The 15570-nt window shown below is 74.0% G+C and carries 11 protein-coding genes; 6 read left to right on the top strand and 5 right to left on the bottom strand.

Features of this window, described 5'->3' with window-relative positions:
- Positions 1–51 precede the first annotated feature (51 nt).
- Positions 52–399, top strand: coding sequence for a tetratricopeptide repeat protein (locus tag BLW85_RS33945; RefSeq protein WP_070022552.1), 348 nt, complete (start codon positions 52–54; stop codon positions 397–399).
- A gap of 45 nt (positions 400–444) precedes the next feature.
- Positions 445–1089 carry a peptide deformylase gene (locus BLW85_RS33940; RefSeq protein WP_070022553.1) on the top strand — a complete coding sequence of 215 codons (645 nt, stop codon included), beginning with the start codon at positions 445–447 and terminating at the stop codon, positions 1087–1089.
- Positions 1090–1132: 43 nt separating this feature from the next.
- Here BLW85_RS33940 and BLW85_RS33935 read toward each other — a convergent pair whose 3' ends face one another.
- The 5 genes from BLW85_RS33935 to xylA form a co-directional block, all read right to left on the bottom strand.
- Entirely contained in the window at positions 1133–2914 is a 1782-nt protein-coding gene (locus BLW85_RS33935) for an ABC transporter ATP-binding protein (protein ID WP_074995032.1), read from the bottom strand.
- Positions 2911–4851, bottom strand: a complete 1941-nt coding sequence (locus BLW85_RS33930) for an ABC transporter ATP-binding protein (RefSeq protein ID WP_079172507.1) — start codon at positions 4849–4851, stop codon at positions 2911–2913. Before BLW85_RS33930 ends, BLW85_RS33935 begins: the two co-directional genes overlap by 4 nt.
- A complete protein-coding gene (locus BLW85_RS33925; protein WP_074995030.1) occupies positions 4848–7253 on the bottom strand; it encodes a glycoside hydrolase family 3 N-terminal domain-containing protein in 2406 nt (801 codons plus the stop codon). Before BLW85_RS33925 ends, BLW85_RS33930 begins: the two co-directional genes overlap by 4 nt.
- 362 nt (positions 7254–7615) lie before the next feature.
- Positions 7616–8371 carry a sugar phosphate isomerase/epimerase family protein gene (locus tag BLW85_RS33920; RefSeq protein ID WP_070022556.1) on the bottom strand — a complete coding sequence of 252 codons (756 nt, stop codon included), beginning with the start codon at positions 8369–8371 and terminating at the stop codon, positions 7616–7618.
- A gap of 133 nt (positions 8372–8504) precedes the next feature.
- Entirely contained in the window at positions 8505–9653 is a 1149-nt protein-coding gene (xylA, locus tag BLW85_RS33915; protein WP_074995027.1) for a xylose isomerase, read from the bottom strand.
- 260 nt (positions 9654–9913) lie between these two features.
- On the opposite strand from xylA, the gene BLW85_RS33910 reads away from it, so the two are divergent.
- The 4 genes from BLW85_RS33910 (at position 9914) to BLW85_RS33895 (ending at position 15483) form a co-directional block, all read left to right on the top strand.
- Positions 9914–11836, top strand: coding sequence for an FAD/NAD(P)-binding protein (locus BLW85_RS33910; RefSeq protein ID WP_074996308.1), 1923 nt, complete (start codon positions 9914–9916; stop codon positions 11834–11836).
- 278 nt (positions 11837–12114) lie between these two features.
- Positions 12115–13392, top strand: a complete 1278-nt coding sequence (locus BLW85_RS33905) for a serine hydroxymethyltransferase (RefSeq protein ID WP_070022559.1) — start codon at positions 12115–12117, stop codon at positions 13390–13392.
- 40 nt (positions 13393–13432) lie between these two features.
- Entirely contained in the window at positions 13433–14854 is a 1422-nt protein-coding gene (locus tag BLW85_RS33900; protein ID WP_074995025.1) for a glycosyltransferase, read from the top strand.
- Positions 14839–15483 (top strand): phytanoyl-CoA dioxygenase family protein, encoded by a 645-nt coding sequence (locus BLW85_RS33895; protein ID WP_070022561.1) that lies wholly within the window; start codon positions 14839–14841, stop codon positions 15481–15483. The genes BLW85_RS33900 and BLW85_RS33895 overlap by 16 nt, the downstream gene beginning before the upstream one ends.
- Positions 15484–15570: the final 87 nt, after the last annotated feature.

Genomic DNA, 15570 nt, shown 5'->3' with positions numbered 1-15570 from the left:
GTGGAATATTGAACTACCTGGCTCGGTTGTGAGCGGCGAAGGAGGTCACCAGTGGACACCAAGTACTACGACCACGGCACGCCGGCCGAGCGCTGGGAGCGAGCGCAGGCGTTCTTCGACGCGAAGGACTACGCGGGAGCGGCGCGGGTGCTGGCCGGGCTGGTCGAGGAGGTGCCGGAGCAGACCGCGCCCCGGCTGCTGCTGGCGCGCGCCTACTACCACTCGGCCCAGCTGCGCCGCGCGGAGGCCGAGCTGCGGACCATCGTGGACCGCGACCCGGTGGAGCACTACGCCCGGCTGATGCTGGGCCGCACGCTCGAAAGGCAGTCCCGGCACGAGGAGGCGCGGCAGCACCTGCGGATCGCCTCGGCGCTCGCCGGCGACTTCGCGGAGCGCTGAGCCGGGCGCCTCGTGCGCCCCGGGCCGCCGTGGCATCCTGGCGCGATGGCACCCGACCGTGATCACGCGCCGCTCGCCGAACGGGTCGAGGCACTCCTCGCCGCCGGCGGCCCCCTGCCCCTCGTCGCCGCCGGCCGGCCGGTGCTGCGCCGGGTCACCGAGCCGTACGACGGCCAGCTCGGCCCCGCCCTGCTGGCCCGCTTCGTCGAGGCCCTGCGCCTGACCATGCACGCCGCGCCGGGCGTGGGCCTCGCCGCGCCGCAGGTCGGCGTGGAGCTGCGGATCGCGGTCCTGGAGGACCCGGCGCCGGTGCCGGAGGAGATCGCCGCGGCCCGGGGCCGCCGCCCGCAGCCCTTCCGGGTGCTGGTCAACCCCTCCTACGAGCCGGTCGGCACCGCGCGGGCCGCGTTCTTCGAGGGCTGCCTCAGCGTGCCGGGCTGGCAGGCGGTGGTCGCGCGGCACGCCGAGGTACGGCTGCGTGCCGAGGACGAACACGGCAACCCGCTGGACGAGGTCTTCACCGGCTGGCCCGCCCGGATCGTCCAGCACGAGACGGACCACCTCGACGGGGTCCTCTACGTCGACCGCGCCGACCTGCGCTCGCTGTCCACCAACGAGGCGGTCGCGGCCCTGTGGTCCCAGCCGTCCCCGGAAGCGGCCGCCGAGGCCCTCGGTTTCCGGCTGCCGTGACCGCCCGCCGCCCGCACCCCGGGGAGCGGACGCGCCGCCGCGCTCAGTCCGCGTAGGCGCGGGCCTGGAGGGCCCAGAGGCGGGCGTAGGCACCGCCGGCGGCGATCAGTTCCTCGTGGGTGCCGTGTTCGGCCACGCGCCCCGCGTCGAGGACGACGATGCGGTCGGCGAGCCGGACCGTGGACATGCGGTGGGTGACGAAGAGGGTGACGCCGCCGACGGTCGCGGCGACCTCCTTCGCCGTTGCCTGGTAGGCGTCCGTGAGCCGCTGCTCGGCGAGGGCGTCGAGGGCCGACGCGGGTTCGTCCAGGACGAGCAGCAGCGGATCGGGCCGCATCAGCGCGCGGGCGAAGCCGACGGTCTGCCACTGGCCGCCGGACAGGTCCCGGCCGTCCGCGTAGCCGAGGCCGAGGATGCCGTCGAGGCCGACGCTCTCGGCCAGGGCCCGGGCACCGGCGCGGTCGACGGCCCTGCCGACCGCCGCCGCGTCCGCCACGTCCGCGAGCCGGCCGATGCCGACGCTGTGCCGCAGGGACAGTTCGACCCGGGCGAAGTCCTGGTACAGCGCGGCCGTGCGCTCGCGCCACGCCTCGGGCGACACCCGCGCGAGGTCGGCGCCGCCGGACCGGACGCGTCCGCCGGTCGGACGGTACAGACCGGTGAGGACCTTGATCAGGGTGCTCTTGCCCGCGCCGTTCTCGCCGACGAGCGCGACCGAGGAGCCGCTCGGCAGGTCGAGGTCGATGCCGCACAGGACGTCCGTGCGGGCGTCGGGATAGCGGAAGCGCACGCCTTCCAGGCGCAGCCCGCCGCGCGCGTCGGCGGGCAGCGGGGCGTCCGGGACCGAGGCGCCGTGGTCGTCCTGCTCGGCGCGGTAGGCGGTGAAGCGGCGCAGTCCGGCGGCGGCCCGGTGGACCGTGCCGAGGAGTTGCACGCCCGTGGCCATCTGGGTGCTGAGCTGGGTGGCGAGGACGATGGTGAGGACGATGTCGCCGACGCCCGTCCGGCCCTGGCGGACGAGTTCGAAGGTCCACAGCACGGCGGCGACGTACCCGAGGGCGAAGGTCAGCTGGCCGAGGCCGCGCAGCAGTGCGTGCCTAAGGTCGGCCCGGGCCAGGGCCCCGTGGTAGCGGTCCAGCAGGGCCCGCTGGCGGTCGAGCAGGTGGTCGCCCCCGCCGCAGAGGCGGATCTCCTTCTGCGAGGCCGGGCTCGTGGCCAGGCGGCGCAGATGGCGGATGCCGCGGGTGGTGGGGGCCTGCTGCTCCACGACCTTCTGCAGGCCGGCCTCGGCGCGCCTGCCGACGGCGACGGGGACGGCGGCGGCCGCCACGAGCGCCAGCAGCCAGGGGGAGACGGTGGCGAGGACGGCTCCGGTGCAGACGGTCTGGACGGCGGTGGCGCCGAGCTGGAGGCCGAGCTGCGTGGTCTCGCGCATCCGCATGACGTCCTGGCGCAGCAGATCGACGCGGTCGGCGTGCGCGGGGTCGTCGGTCCGGTCGAGGTAGGGGCCGCCGTTGACGAGGTGGAGGAGGTCGCGGTTGAACCGCTCCTCGACCAGCTCCGCGACCTCGAAGTAGTAGAGGAACGCGAAGTGGCCGAGCATGAGTTCGGCGCCGAGGGCGGCGGCGCCCGCGGCGGCCCACCCGACGGCGTCGTCCCGGTGGGAGGCGGCGAGGCCCTCGACGAGACCGCTCGCGCAGAGGCCGACGAGGGGCGTGGCGACCGCGCCGAGCAGCAGGAGGCCCGCGCCGATGCCCAGGCGGCGCCGGTCCAGGCGCCAGGCGAGGGCGAACAGGCGCCCGAGGCAGAAGAACACGTCTCTCACGGGGACACCTCCCGGGTGTGCCGCGCGGGGTCCTGCCCGGCGAGGCCGAAGCGGCGTGCCTGCACCTCGAACATCCGCCGGTACCGCCCGTCGCGCCGGACGAGTTCGTCGTGGGTCCCGGCCTCGGTGACCCGGCCGCCGTCGAGGACGACGATCTGGTCCGCCTTGCGGACGCTGGAGAAGCGGTGCGAGATGACGAGGCTGGTGACACCGCGGGTGAGGTCGAGGAAGGTGTCGTAGAACTCCGCCTCGCCGCGCGCGTCGAGCTGGGCGGTCGGTTCGTCCAGGACCAGGACGCGGGCACCGTGCCGCACCGCGAACAGGGCCCGGGCGAGGGCGATGCGCTGCCACTGCCCGCCGGACAGCTCCCGCCCGCCGGGCAGGGAGCGGGTCAGCGGGGTGTCGAGTCCGCCGGGCAGGGCGTCGAGCAGGTCGCCGAGGCCGACCCGCCGCAGTTCGTGGGTGATCCCCTCGTCGTCGCCGCGGTGGGCGACGGCGCCCATGGCCACGTTGTCGCGCAGCGACAGCTCGTAGCGCAGGAAGTCCTGGAAGGTGACGGCGAACCCGCGCTGCCAGGAGTCCGGGTCCAGCTCGCGCAGGTCCGTGCCGTCGACGCGGACGGCGCCGGTGTCCGGTGTGTAGATGCCGGCGAGGAGTTTGACGAGCGTCGTCTTGCCGGCCCCGTTGACGCCGATCAGGGCCGTGGAGGTGCCCACGGGCAGCGTCAGGTCGAGGCCGTCCAGGACCGGGGCGCCGGGCCGGTAGCCGAAGCCGACCCCCTCGAAGGTGATGGCGTCGGCGGGGGCGGGCGCCGGCCGGCGCTCCCCGGTCGCGGGACCCGCCGTCTCCCGCACGATCCGTTCGAAACCGCCGAGCGCCTCCCAGGCGCCGCGGCCGAAGACCAGCTTGATGTCCGACTCGGGGAACATCACCCCGAACCGGCCGCACAGCACCACGGCCTGCACCGCCATGCCGGCCTCCGCGGGCCGCCAGCCGTGGCCGGCCGAGCCGGTGCCGCCGGCGTGGGCGATCACGAGCAGCGCCACCGCCAGCCCGGCGAGGGCCACCGCCGTGTACGCGAGGAACGGGGGGCCGTAGATGCGCCGGCGCCGGGCCCACAGGGGGTCCAGGTAGGCGCGGGTCTCGGCGTGGAACCGCGCGTCGAGCCACCCGAGCAGGCCCAGCGAACGGATCTCCTTGGCCGCCCGGGTGCCGGTCGCCAGGTCGCGGATGTACGCCACCCGCCGCCGCATGGGCTGGGTGGCGTGGAACGCGGCGCCGAAGTGGTGGAAGGCCTCGGCGTGCCCGGTCCGCGCGACGAGCGCCACCAGCGCCCCCGCCACCGCCGCCCAGGGGCCCATGGCCCAGGCCAGGACCCCGGTGGCGCCGACGAGTTGGGTGTAGCGGGCCGTCAGCGCGAGTCCGCCCTCCACGGCCGCTCCCGGTGTCAGCACCCACTGCTCGAACGCCTCGTCCACCTCGTTGAGCCGGTCCGCCACCTCCGGGCGCTCCAGGCCCGCGAGCGTCGCGTCGTGCAACGCGAACCGGGTCAGCCGGGTGACGCAGGCCGCGTCGATCCGGCGGGCGACCTCGCGCGACAACACCAACTGCACCGGCGCCAGCGCCTGTTGGAGCAGGAAGGCGCCCGCGGCGAGCCACAGCCCCCATGACGCCCGCCCGGCCACCGCCTCCGGCAGGGCCGTGCCGCTGCCGACCACGAAGGTGACCGGAGCCGCACCCGCGAGGACGTGCGCGAGGACCGTCCCGAGGATCAGCGGCGCCCCGGCGTACGGCATCAGCGCGAAGAGCTGTGCCGCGGAGCGCCGACGGCGGCGCAGTCGTTCGGCCACGGCGTCCGCCGGGCCCCTCCGGGCCGGCGCGGTCGCCGCGTCCGCCGTTTCCTCCCCTTCCGCGGCCGGGCCGGCGAGGGCTGTCATGGCCGCGGCTCGCCCGCGGGGCGCAGCGGCCGGACGCTCACCGGCACGGTGAGCACCCGGTCGGCTCCCACGACGCGCTCCGGGCCGTCGAGCCGGAAGGACCCGCGCAGCGGCAGGTCGGCACTGGACGGACCGGCCTCCACGTGGATCACCCCGGGTTCCACGACGCGCCGCAGGTCCCGTCCGGTGAAGGAGACGCGGTCGGCGTGGACGGTGAACTCGACGCGGGCGGCGCGGCCCGGTTCGAGCCGCACCTTGGCCCAGCCGGCGAGCCAGCGGGACGGACGCACGACCGAGGCCACCAAGTCGGAGAGGTAGAGCTGGACCAGCTCGGTCCCGGCCCGGCGCCCGGTGTTGCGGACGGTGACGCCGATCCGCACGGTGCCGTCGGTCGCGATCACGTCGTGGTCCGTGGCGAGGTCCGTGTAGGCGAAGGTGGTCCAGGTGAGCCCGTGCCCGAACGGGTACAGGGGCGTGGGGTCGACCGAGCTGACCCGGGAAGGGCCGCCCATCGCCGGGTGCAGATAGGTTCCGAGCTGGCCGCCCGCGTGGCGGGGCATGCTCACCGGCAGCCGTCCGGACGGCTCGACCCGGCCGGACAGGATTCCGGCGATCGCGCCCGCCCCTTCCTCGCCGGGGAAGAACGCCTGGACGACGGCGGCGGCCCGCTCGGCGAGGCCGCCCAGGGCGTAGGGGCGGCCGGAGATCAGCACGAGGACCGTGGGGGTCCCGGTGTCCAGGACCGCCCGCGCGAGTTCGGCCTGCCGGCCGGGCAGGGCCACCGTCTCCGCGTCGCTGCCCTCTCCGGAGGTCCGTCCGCCGGTGCCGAAGAGACCGGAGCGGTCGCCGAGCGTCAGCACGCACACATCGGCGTCGCGTGCCGCGGCCACGGCGGCGGCGATGTCCGCGTCCCGGCTCATCGCGGTGTCGTCCGCGGCCGTCACCCGGATCTTCGCGTCCGGCAGCTCCGCGGCCAGAGCGGCGCCCAGGGACGGGATCTCCACCCCCGGCTCCATGCCCACACGCGCGGCCATCTCCTCCAGGAAGTCGAGGGAGTTGTGGTTGGCGAACGCGTAGCAGCCCAGCAGGGCCGACGGATCGTCCGCCAGCGGGCCGACCAGTGCGACGGCGCCGTCGCGCAGCGGCAGCGTGCCGTCGTTGGCCAGCAGGACCACCGACGCCTCGGCGAGCCTGCGGGCCAGGGCCCGGTGTCCGGGCGGGTCCAGGTCCCCGGGCTCAAGGGCGGGGAGGGCGGCCAGGTCGGCCTTCCACGTCTCGTCCAGCATGCCCAGCTCGCACTTGAGCGTGAGCACCCGGGCGGCCGCCCGGTCCACCAGTTCCTCGGCGACGGCGCCCTGCCGCACCGTCTCGGCCAGCGGCGCCCCGAAGCAGTGCGTGGTGGGCAGCTCCATGTCGACGCCGGCCCGCAGCGCCAGCGCGGCGGCCTCCTCGCGCGAGGTGGCCATGCCGTGGATGTGCTTGAGGTTCCAGATCCCGAAGTAGTCGCCCAGGACGACGCCGTCGAAGCCCAGCTCGCCGCGCAGCACGTCGGTGAGCAGGTGCGGGTCGCCGGTGGCCGGTATGCCGTCGACGTCGTTCTGGGAGACCATCACGGCACGCGCCCCGCCCAGCCGCAGGCCGGCGACGAACGGCTCCAGCAGGACGTCGGCGAACTCGCGGGGGCCGCACGCCACCGGCGCCATGTTCCGCCCGGCGGCGGACGCCGAGTACCCGGCGAAGTGCTTGAGGGTGGCGACGATGCCGGAGCGCTCCAGACCGCGGACGTAGGCGGCGCCGACGGTCGCGACGAGGTGGGGGTCGTCGCCGATCGTCTCCTCCGTGCAGCCCCAGCGGTAGTCCCGCGTCACGTCGAGCACGGGCGCCAGGCCCACCTGGACGCCCAGCTCGCGCAGGCTGCCCCCGATGGCCGTGGCCATCTCCTCCACCAGCGCGGGGTCGAACGCCGCGCCCCAGGCGAGCGGCGTGGGGAACACGGTGGCGGTCCAGGACAGCACGCCGGTGAGGCATTCCTCGTGCACGAGCGCGGGTATCCCGAACCGGTTCGCCGACATCACCGTGTCCTGGAGGAACCGGAGCCGTTCCTGGCCCGCCGCGGGGAGCACGGGTTCGGTGCCGTAGACCCGGGTGAGCTGGCCGAGGCCGACGGCCGCCGCCTCCCCGAGGGGCGGGGGCAGCGGGTCGGTGGCCCCCTCCGGCACCGCGAGCACGGGCTCACCGGGACGCAGGGGCGCCACCCAGTAGGCGCCGAGCTGCCCGACCTTCTCCTCGAGGGTCATCCGGCTCAGCAGGTCGGCCACCCGGTCGCGCACCGGCAACGAGGCGTCCCGCCACGGCTGCCGGTCCGCATCGGGTGCCGCCGTGTCCTCGCGTGGTTCGGGCATCGGGTCTCTCGTCCTCTCGCTCGGCGGAACACGGTGGGGTCGTTGTCTCGGGGTGGGGCCGCCCCGCGGCGGCATGGCGGACCTCGCCCGGTGCGCGGCGGTCCGGACGGGAGGCCCGGGGAGGTGCGCGTGCTCCCCCGGCGTCACGACGCGGACACGTCGGCGGGATCAGGCGTCAAGTCCGTGAGGTGTACGGGGTGTTCAGGCGTCGGGCCAGGAGCGCGTACGCGAGGTGTCCGGGCGTCGGAGCCAGGGGCACGTACGCGAGGTGTGCGGGCGTCGGGTCCGGCACGGGTTGTCCGGGTGTCGGGACGCGGGCGGGTACGCGAGGTGTTCGGGCACCGGGCCCGGACGGGCGGGCGTCAGGCCCGGGTCGGGTCCGTGAGCGAGCCCAGGAACGCGCGGCTGTCCGCGAGCGCCGCGAAGAGGTCCTCGTCGGACGTCTGGAGTTCCACGATGCGCAGGGCGCCGGCCGGAGCCGCGGCCAGGATCCGCTCGGTCGGCATCTCGCCGCGCCCGAGCGCGGTGTGCGGGACGCCCTTGGCGATCGGCCCGTCCTTCAGGTGCAGGGCCAGTACCCGGTCGCCGAGCCGGGTCAGGACGTCCGGTACGTCGGCGCCGCCCAGGGCGGCCCAGTAGGTGTCGATCTCGAAGAAGACCTCGGGGGCGAGGAGTTCGGCGAGGGACTCGAGGGCGGGCCGGCCGCCGACCTCGGACTCGAACTCCCACCAGTAGTTGTGGTAGCCGAGCCTGATGCCGTGTCCGGCCGCCTGCTCGGCGAGGCCGTTGATCGTGTCGGCGGTGCGTTTCAGCGCGTCGTGACCGGCGAAGGCGTCCTCGGCGAGGCCGGAGGGCAGGACCAGCAGGTCGGTGCCCAGCGTGGCCACCGCCTCGAAGATCGGGCCGGGTTCGCTGTCCAGGAGTCGGTGCGAGTGGGCGCTGCACACGGTGAGGCCGAGGTCGTCCGTGATCGCCCGGAGGCCGGCCGGGTCCTCGGTGGCCTCGAAGGGCTCGACGGCGCCGTAGCCGAGGCCGGCCAGGCGGCGCAGCGTGGCGCGCCGGTCGGCGGCCAGGTGGTCGCGCAGGGTCCACAGCTGGACCGCGGGGGACGTCGACATCGTCTCTGCCTTTCACGGATCGAACGCTTCGGGCGTCCCGGGCGCCGTCGGGGCCCCGGACCGGTCGCCGGGGACGGCGGGTGCCGTCCCCTCGTGCCCTCCCGGTCCGGGAAGCCCCCGGCCCGGCCGGAGGTCAGCGGCTGCCGAGCATGTGCTCGACCGCCAGCTGGTTGAGACGGGAGTAGTGGTAGCCGCGGTCGCGGGCGGCCTCGGCGTCGAACTCCTCGGCGCGCAGGTCCTCGTGGCTCTCGCCCGCCGCGATGGTGGGCACGGCCAGCTCCTCGATCCGGCAGGCCCGCATGGCCTCCTGGACCTCGGGGTCGGCGCGGAACGCCTTGGCGCGCTCCTTGAGGATCAGGTAGGTGCGCATGTTGGCCTCGGCCGAGACCCACACGTCCTCGGCGTCCTCGGTGCGGCCGGGCTTGTAGTCGAAGTGCCGCGGGCCTTCCCAGCCGCTGCTCTCCAGCAGGTCGACGAGGAAGAACGCGCTCTTGGTGTCACCGTGGCCGAACACCAGGTCCTGGTCGTAGCGCGGGCCGTGCTGGCCGTTGAGGTCGATGTGGAAGAGCTTGTCCTGCCACAGGGCCTGCGCGATGCCGTGGACGAAGTTGAGCCCGGCCATCTGCTCGTGCCCCACCTCGGGGTTGAGGCCGACCATCTCGTGGTGCTCCAGGGTGGAGATGAAGCCGAGGGCGTGGCCGATGGTCGGCAGCAGGATGTCGCCGCGGGGCTCGTTCGGCTTGGGCTCCAGGGCGAAGCGCATGCCGTAGTTCTGCTCCTTGACGTATCCGGCGAGGTAGTCGATCGCCTCGCGGAAGCGATCGAGCGCCACGCGCACGTCCTTGGCCGCGTCGCTCTCCGCGCCCTCCCGGCCGCCCCAGAACACATAGGTCTTGGCGCCGAGTTCGGCCGCCAGGTCCAGGTTGCGCATCACCTTGCGGATCGCGTGACGGCGTACGTCGCGGTCGTTGGAGGTGAAGGCGCCGTCCTTGAACACCGGGTGCTTGAACAGGTCCGTGGTGGCGGCGGGCACCACCAGGCCGGTCTCGTCGAGGGCCTTGCGGAACGCGGCGATCGCGGCGTCCCGGTTCGGCTCGACGGCCAGCAGGTCGTCGTCGTGGAAGGTCACGCCCCAGGCGCCGAGCTCGGCCAGCTTGTGCACCGTGCGCACCGGGTCCAGCGGCGCGCGGGTGGCCTCGCCGAACTGGTCGCGCTCCTGCCAGCCGACGGTCCACAGCCCGAAGCAGAACCGGTCTTCGGGGGTGGGCTGGAAGCTCGTCATGCTCGCTCCTGATCAATTCGTCAACGATGTGGACCAAAGCTAAGCACTGCCGGGCCCGGCTGCCAAGACCCCTGCACGCGATGACACTCGAAGGGCGTCACCACGGGCACGGCCGGGACGGGAGCAGCGCCGTAGACGCCCCCTCGAAGGCCGGGACCAGCGCGCATATAACGGGACGACACGACCCGCCGAGACCCGACCACGATCCCGCTCCGCACGCCCATTGCATATTTAGAAAACCACGTGGATTAATGTCCGCCATGTCCATGACCCCCGACCCGATCGGGTCGTCCACCACCGCTCACACCAGGGGAACCGCCAGGGTCGCGGTCATCGGCGCCGGCCCGGTGGGCGTGGGCCTGGTCGAACGACTGCTGGCCAACGCCCCGCTCCTGACACCGGGCCGGCCGGTCGAGATCGTCCTGGTGGACCCGTACCCCGCCGGCCCCGGGCGGATCTGGCGCGAAGGGCAGTCGCCGCTGATGCGCATGAACTCCTTCGCCAAGGACGTCACCCTCTTCCCCGGCGAAGCCGTGCGCTGCGACGGCCCGGCGCACCCCGGACCGTCGCTGGCCGCCTGGGCGGCGGCCACGGCCACCGGGCTCCTCCCGCCCGTCGATCCCCGCCTCCGGGCAGACGTGCGCGAGACCGGGCCCGACTCGTTCGCCACCAGGCGCCTCCAGGGCGCCTATCTGTCCTGGTTCCTCGGCGAGGTGACCCGCGCGGCACCGCCCGAGGTACGGGTGACCGTGCGCGAGGGGCGGGCCGTGGCACTCACCGGCGGCCCACACGGCGTCCAACGGGTGCGCCTGGCCGACGGATCGTCGCTCGACGCCCACACCGTGGTGCTCGCGCTCGGCCACCTCGACGCGAGGCCGCGCGGCGAGGAGGCGGCCGCCGCCGAGTTCGCGGCGGAGCACGGCCTGACCTATCTGCCGCCGGGCTTCGTCGCCGAGACCGACCTGTCGGCGGTACCGCCCGGCGCCGATGTGCTGGTGCGGGGCATGGGGCTGGCCTTCTTCGATCTGATGGCCCTGCTCACACAGGGCCGTGGCGGCCGCTTCACCCGCGACGGCGGCGGCGACCTGCGCTACGTGCCCTCGGGCCGCGAGCCCCGGCTGCTCGTCGGCTCCCGCCGGGGGCTGCCCTACCGGTGCAAGCCGACCCACCGGCTGGCGCTGGAGCCCGAGCCGAAGCTGCGCTACTTCACCGAAGCGGCCGCGGAGTTGCTCGCGGGGCCCGAGACGCTCGACTTCCAGCGGGACGTCTGGCCGATCATCCGCAAGGACCTGAGCCACGCCTACTACCGCGAGCTGTTCGCGGCCGATCCGCACAACACCACCGTCTCGTGGCGGGAGTTCGAGGAACGCCATGCCGTCGCGACCCCGGAGGAGGTGGACCGGCTCGTCGCGGCGGCCGTCCCCGACCCGGCCCGGCGGTTCGATCTCGACGCCCTCCGCGCCCCGTTGCGGCACGCCGTCTTCCCTTCCGCGGACGCCTTCCGCGCGCACTTCTCCGCGCTGCTGGAACACGAACTCCGGCGCTGCGCCGATCCGGCCCGGTCCGCCGACACCGCCGTCTACCGTGCGCTGCTGCTCTTCTTCGAGCAACTCCCCCGGCTCCGCGCCCGTCTCGACGCCCGGTCCCGGGCCGAGGAACTCGACGGCGCCTGGCTCTCCCTGTTCAACCTGGTCGCGAGCGGTCCGCCCGCGTTCCGCGTGGAGGAACTGCTGGCGCTGTGCCGCGCGGGCGTGGTCCGGCCGCTCGGCTCCGGAATGCGCGTGCGGCTCGACCGTACGGCGGGGCGGTACCGGGCCGGCGGCGCCAACCACCCGGGCGAGGCCGCGGCCGCGGTGCTCATCGACGCCCGGGTGCCCGATCCGACCGTCACGGGCACCGCCGATCCGCTCCTGGCCTCGCTGCACGCCACCGGGGCCGCGACGGAGGAGACCCTGAGCGATCCCGCCACCGGATACCGGACCTCCACCGGACGGATCGCGGTCGACGGGCTCGGGCGCCTGGTCGGCGCCGACGGCAGGGCGCACCCGGCGCTCTTCGCACTGGGCTGGAACACCTCGCTGCGCGGCGCCCGGGCGTTCGCCATACCCGGCACGAACGCGGCCGCCTTCCGGCACGGCGACCTGGTGGCGCGGGCCGTGCTGACGGGACTGCCCGCGAACTGAGCGGCAATTCGCCGGGCCAAACAAGTCCGAATCGTTGACACGCCCATGACCGCGTGCTGTATTAATCCACCATCTGGATCAATCCTTCTCGACTGACCCAGCGCGCGGCTTCACGCAGAGCACGACGATCCCCTCGGCTTCGACCGGAATCCCTCCTGCCCTGCTCCGTTCCTTCCGCAGGACCCGCCATGCCGACCGGGGCGTCCGCCATCTGTCGCGATCTCCGCGGGCCCTGACGCCCGTTCTTCCACCACCCGCTGAACTCATGAGGTGCCCTGATGCGTGACCTCGAACTTGCGCGGCTGTTGCACCGCGAGGACCGGCACTACCTGGAGAGCATCGACCTCATCGCCGCGTCCAACGCGCCGATCGCGGCGGTGCGCGACAACCACACCTGGGGAGTGGCCCAGTTCCGCTCCGCCGAGGGGCACGTCGGGCGCAAGCCCTACGCCGGCACCTCGATCTTCGACGAGGTCGAAAGGATCACGGCGCAACGCGCACGCGCCGTGTTCGGCGGCGAGCACGCCAATGTGCAGCCCGCCTCCGGCTCCCTGGCGAACCTCGCCGCCTACCGCGCCTTGCTGCGGCCCGGCGACACCCTGCTGTCCATGGCCGTGACCTCCGGGGGCCACCTCTCGCACGGCCACCCCAAGCACATCGTCTCGGAGCTCTACCGGGTCGTCCCGTACTCGGTGGACCCCGAGACCGGTCTGCTGCCCTACGACGACATCCGGGAGATCGCCGAGCGGGAACGCCCGCGCGTCATCGTCGCCGGGTACTCCGCCTATCCCAGGGCGGTCGACTTCGCGCTGTTCGGCGAGGTGGCGCGCGACGTCGGGGCGACCCTCGTCGCGGACATCTCGCACATCGCCGGCCTGGTCGCCGCCGGGCTGCACGCCAACCCGTGCGCCCAGCCGGAGACCGTGGTGACCACCTCCGTGGAGAAGACGCTGCGCGGCACGCGCGGCGGAATCGTCCTGTGCCCCGAATCCCTGCGCACGCGCATCGACTCGGCGATCTTCCCCGGGCTCCAGTCCTCCGTCGGGATGGCCGGCCTCGTCTCGCTCGCGGCCACCCTCCAGGACGCGGCGACCCCCGCCTTCCGCGTCTACCAGGAACGCGTGGTCGCCAACGCGCGGCTGCTCGCCGGCCTGCTGCTCGACGGCGGACTCGACCTGGTGACCGGCGGCACCGACACCCACCTGCTGGTCGTCGACCTCACCCGTACCGCGCTGACCGGCCGCGAGGCCGAGGGCCGCCTCCAGGACCTGGGAATCCTGTCCAACCGCAACATGCTGCCCGCCGACCCGAGGCCCCCCTTCGTCGCCAGCGGGCTGCGCCTGGGCACTCCGACGATCACCTCCCGCGGCTTCGACGAGGACGACGTGCGCGAACTCGCCGACATCGTGCTGGTGGCACTGCGCGCCCGGGACTGGGACGCACCGCAGATCACCCTGCTGCGCAAGCGCGCGGACGCGCTGCGCACCCGGCCGCGCCCCGACGACGCGCTCGGCGATCTGGCCGCGAGCACCGCGGCCGCGGGCGATGAACTCTGAGCCGGGGCCGGAACCGACAGCAGCGAAAGGCGGCACTCTCATGGGACATGCCCTGGTCACCGGCTTCCACCGCTTCCACAGCTACGCCGGCCACCCCGGCAAGGACGGCGCGAACTTCGCCTACACGGAGATCGGCCGGCTGCTGGACGAAAGCTCCGAGGTGCGGGCCAGACCCCACGACATGGTCGAACTCTTCCGCAGCGACGAGGCCGCGCGCGAGGCCCTGACGGGCTGCGACGTCGTCGTCGCGACGGTGGGACCGCACGCCTACCTGTACTTCCATCTGCGCGAACGGCTCGGGCTCGACTTCAGGATCGTCCGGGACGCGCGCACCGCGCTGTGGAACGGCTACCTCCAGCAAGAAGCCCTCTCGGCGCCCTACGTGCGTCCGGGCGACGTGCTCTACCACTCGTCGCGCTACTCGCTCGCCCTGTACAGCCTGCTGTTCCCCGGCCTCGCGGCCTCCACGCAGGCCGTCTGCTACCCCCTGACCCGCTGGTTCCCCGGGGAGCTGGCCGGGTCCTGGACCGGCTCGGGAGGCAAGGGCCCCACCCGTGTCGGCTTCGTCGGACGGCTCACCGACGACAAGAACCACGCGCAGGCGGTCAGCCTCCAGCGCGAACTGCACCGGCGCGCTCCGGGGGCCTTCGAGCTGGTGGCGATCGGCGAGGGCCCACGGCGCGCGGGGCGGGCCCAGGCGGAACCCCCGGTCCCCGGCTACACCTGGCTCCCGCCGGTGGACCGGGCCCGGCTGTGGCGGGAGTACCGGGAGATGGACGTGCTGTTCTTCCCCAGCACCTCCTCCCTGGAGACCTTCGGACGGGTGCTGGTGGAGGCCTCGTTCATCGGCACACCGGTCATGGCGTCCACCCACGCGGCCACCTCCGAGCTGCTGCCGGCCGAGTCGCTGCTGCCCACCGCCCTGCGCACGGACACCGAATTCACCACCCACCTCGCGGCGCGCCTCGGTGACGTCGACGTCGCCCACGCGGCCGACCTGCTCGTCGCCAAGGCGGTACCGCCCGCCGGGCGCGGCCACCGGTACTACGCCGACCACGACGACCTGCTGCTGTCGCTGATCCGTGGAGAGGCCAAGGAACGGTCGGCCTTCGACCTCGAACCGACCCCCGTCCAGCGGGCGTTCCTCGGGCGGCTCGGGATGCGCGGCCTGGACATCCCCGACCGGGACGGCGCGGACCGGATGATCGACGCGCTGCGCCGGTCCTTCACCGCACTGCACCAGCGGGGCACCCCCCGCCACCTGGCCACGCTCGCCCTCCTGCTGGCCCGCTCCGGGTACCGGCGCAAGACCGCCGAGTTCATCCGCAAGAACGTCTTCCACGGCGAGGACTTCAGCAACATCGGCGGCGTCGACCTGCAGCTGAGTCACCTCATCGGCTTCGAGCCCCGCTTCACGATCGCTCCCGTCGCCCCGGGGGAGGACGCATGCTCGGCAAACTGATCGTCCCGTACGACACCCGGCGGTTCGACTTCGCCGGCGCGACGCGCGCGGCCACCGGCGTGCCGGACCTGGCCCGGTGGCACCGGCGGTACGCGCCCGAGGGCGAGGAGCAGCCGGGCTTCGGGGACCAGTCCTCCGCGATGCACCGCCGGCTCTACGACGTCGAGCCGTTCGCCGCGCTGTACCGGGAGTTCGTCCGGACGGTGATCACCGAACTGGTCGGCGAGGACGTCCGCTACCAGCACGTGCCGAACTGGCGCATCCAGTTGCCGGGCCGTCATGGCGTCGGCAGTTACCACCGCGACCGCAGCGGCGGCCACAACCCGTGCGAGATCACCTGCTGGGTGCCGCTCACGCGGACGACCCCCGAGAACAGCCTGTGGATCGAGTCGAGCGAGGGCGCCGAGGACTTCCGGCCGCACCCCATGCGCTACGGGCAGATGCTCGTGTTCGACAGCGCGAACCTCATGCACGGCAACCAGCGCAACGCCTCCGAGCGGACCCGGGTCAGTTTCGACTTCCGGGTGATCCCCGAATCCCTCTTCCACGAAGGGCTCGCGACGCCGCACCACACCGGCATCGACGGCCCGATCCGCTGGCTGCGCGCACGCGAGGACGGCGCGGCATGACCGCGCGTACCGGTGACCGCGTCCGCGGCCGACACGCGACCGCCACAGACCCGACGCACGCGGCGACGCGCTGCCCGACACCGACTG

It is taken from the genome of Streptomyces misionensis (genome assembly GCF_900104815.1).
Taxonomy (GTDB): domain Bacteria; phylum Actinomycetota; class Actinomycetes; order Streptomycetales; family Streptomycetaceae; genus Streptomyces; species Streptomyces misionensis.
The sequence above is the reverse complement of the archived record's forward strand: the minus strand, read 5'-3'. Positions and strand labels throughout refer to the sequence as shown.

Excerpts from the sequence above, each read along its gene's own strand:
- BLW85_RS33940 (WP_070022553.1), top strand. The coding sequence starts at position 445 with ATGGCACCCGACCGTGATCACGCGCCGCTCGCCGAACGGGTCGAGGCA.
- BLW85_RS33930 (WP_079172507.1), bottom strand. The coding sequence starts at position 4,851 with ATGACAGCCCTCGCCGGCCCGGCCGCGGAAGGGGAGGAAACGGCGGAC.
- BLW85_RS33925 (WP_074995030.1), bottom strand. The coding sequence starts at position 7,253 with ATGCCCGAACCACGCGAGGACACGGCGGCACCCGATGCGGACCGGCAG.
- BLW85_RS33920 (WP_070022556.1), bottom strand. The coding sequence starts at position 8,371 with ATGTCGACGTCCCCCGCGGTCCAGCTGTGGACCCTGCGCGACCACCTG.
- xylA (WP_074995027.1), bottom strand. The coding sequence starts at position 9,653 with ATGACGAGCTTCCAGCCCACCCCCGAAGACCGGTTCTGCTTCGGGCTG.
- BLW85_RS33910 (WP_074996308.1), top strand. The coding sequence starts at position 9,914 with ATGTCCATGACCCCCGACCCGATCGGGTCGTCCACCACCGCTCACACC.
- BLW85_RS33905 (WP_070022559.1), top strand. The coding sequence starts at position 12,115 with ATGCGTGACCTCGAACTTGCGCGGCTGTTGCACCGCGAGGACCGGCAC.
- BLW85_RS33900 (WP_074995025.1), top strand. The coding sequence starts at position 13,433 with ATGGGACATGCCCTGGTCACCGGCTTCCACCGCTTCCACAGCTACGCC.
- BLW85_RS33895 (WP_070022561.1), top strand. The coding sequence starts at position 14,839 with ATGCTCGGCAAACTGATCGTCCCGTACGACACCCGGCGGTTCGACTTC.